Origin of the sequence: Streptomyces beijiangensis (assembly GCF_017315755.1) — a bacterium.
Lineage (GTDB): Bacteria > Actinomycetota > Actinomycetes > Streptomycetales > Streptomycetaceae > Streptomyces > Streptomyces beijiangensis.
On record NZ_JAFLRJ010000556.1, the window covers coordinates 1 to 1,642 of the forward strand.

Here is a 1,642-nt window from a genome sequence, read left to right on the forward strand (position 1 = left end):
TGCACGCCCTGAACCTGCCGGTCGGCCGCCCGGCAGGTTCAGGGCGTGCAAGGCCCCGCGGGCCCGCCGTGCGGCGGCCCTGAGGCGCGGGTCGCTTGACGGCATGGTCGTTCCTCCTCGGTCACGGGCAGTGGATCTCTTCCTTTCTAGGCCGTGATCCTGAGGCGGGATTAATCTGCGGCTGTGCTGCCGCTGAGGGTTTTCTGAGAGTTCGATGAACGGCGCAACCCCTGGGCGGGCCCGTGCATCAGCACCCCTCGGCGGCGATCTTGACGGGTCTCGGACACTTACCTTGCGTCAAGGCAGTGTCCTAAACCTGTGTCACTCGGTTAGATGAGTGTGGACACCAGAACGCCCCGGTTCGACGAGCAGCCGGCCCTGAGCATGGTCAAGGTGGACTGCGATCCTGCGCAGGTCATCGTGAACCACGCCAGCTTCCGGGTGCAGCTCGCACCGAAGCCGAGCCCCAGCCTGGCGGACACGGCCAGGATCCCCGCGATGAGCAGCGCCGGCGGTCGCCGCCGTGCTGCCCCCGTCGTCTGGAGCGGGAGGTCCGCACCGGGTGATCCAGGGGCGACCGGACTGCTGCAGGCCGTGCGCAACTCCCCGGCGGGTGAGCAGCGTTACGAGTCGTACGACACGGGCGCCACCCAGGTCATCCCGCGCATCAGCCTCGACGAGGGTGAAGCGCCTGCCGTCGTCGGGCCGCGCAGTGCGGCGGCCGGGGCGACGACGCTGCTGCCCCGGATGTCGGAGGCGGTCGGCGCGTACGACCACCAGGAGCCCTACGGGGACGACGAGTTCGACGACGGCGATCACGCCGACGAGTCGAAGGGCGCGCACCGCCCCGCGCACGCCTTCTATCCGGACCGGCGGATGAACCTCGGTGTGGTGCTGCTGCCGCTCCGGGTCTTCCTCGGCCTCATCTCCGTGTACGCGGGCATGGGCAAGCTGTGCGACCCCGTCTACTTCGACGGCGGCGAGCGCGGCTCCATGGTCAAGTGGCTGCGCACGCTGCACCCTTGGGGACTCGCCGAACCGCTGCGCGACTTCGCCCTCTCCCATCCGGTCAGCGCCGGTCTCACCGTCGCGTTCCTCCAGGTCGTCGTCGGTGTGCTCACCGTCCTCGGCCTCTGGCAGCGCCTCGCCGGCGTCTTCGGGGCGCTGCTCTCGGCCGCGCTCCTGGTGACGGTCAGCTGGCGTACGGCGGCCTATGACGCCCCCGACGTCATCTATCTCGCCGCCTGGTCCCCGCTGATCATCGCGGGCGCCCCGGTCTACTCGCTCGACAGCCGGCTCGCGGGCGAGGCCTGGCGCAAGCTGGGCCCGCGCTCCGAGCTCTGGGAGCTGCGGCGGCGGGTGCTGCGGCGCGGGACGCTGGTCGCCTCGTTCGTGATCGGTCTCACCCTGCTGACGGGCTCGATGCTGGGCGGCGCGGTCCGTTCCTCGACGGTGGTGACCGTGCCGGGCCCGAACACCGACCCGACCAACCACCTCCCCGGGCTCACGCTCCCCGAGGACGGCCCCGGCTCGCAGTCCCCGTCCCGTCAGGCCGGTTCGAAGGGGCCCGTGCCCTCGTCCTCGTCGTCAGGCGCCGCGAGCCCCAAGGCCAGGCACTCGGCCCCGGCCGCCACGGCGGGCG

At 71.4% G+C, this 1,642-nt stretch carries 1 protein-coding gene; it reads left to right on the forward strand.

Annotated elements, in window-relative coordinates; all coding sequences use genetic code 11:
- Positions 1 to 333 precede the first annotated feature (333 nt).
- On the forward strand, positions 334 to 1,642 hold a 1,309-nt coding region (locus J0695_RS36725; RefSeq protein ID WP_206969099.1), incomplete at its 3' end, for a DoxX family membrane protein.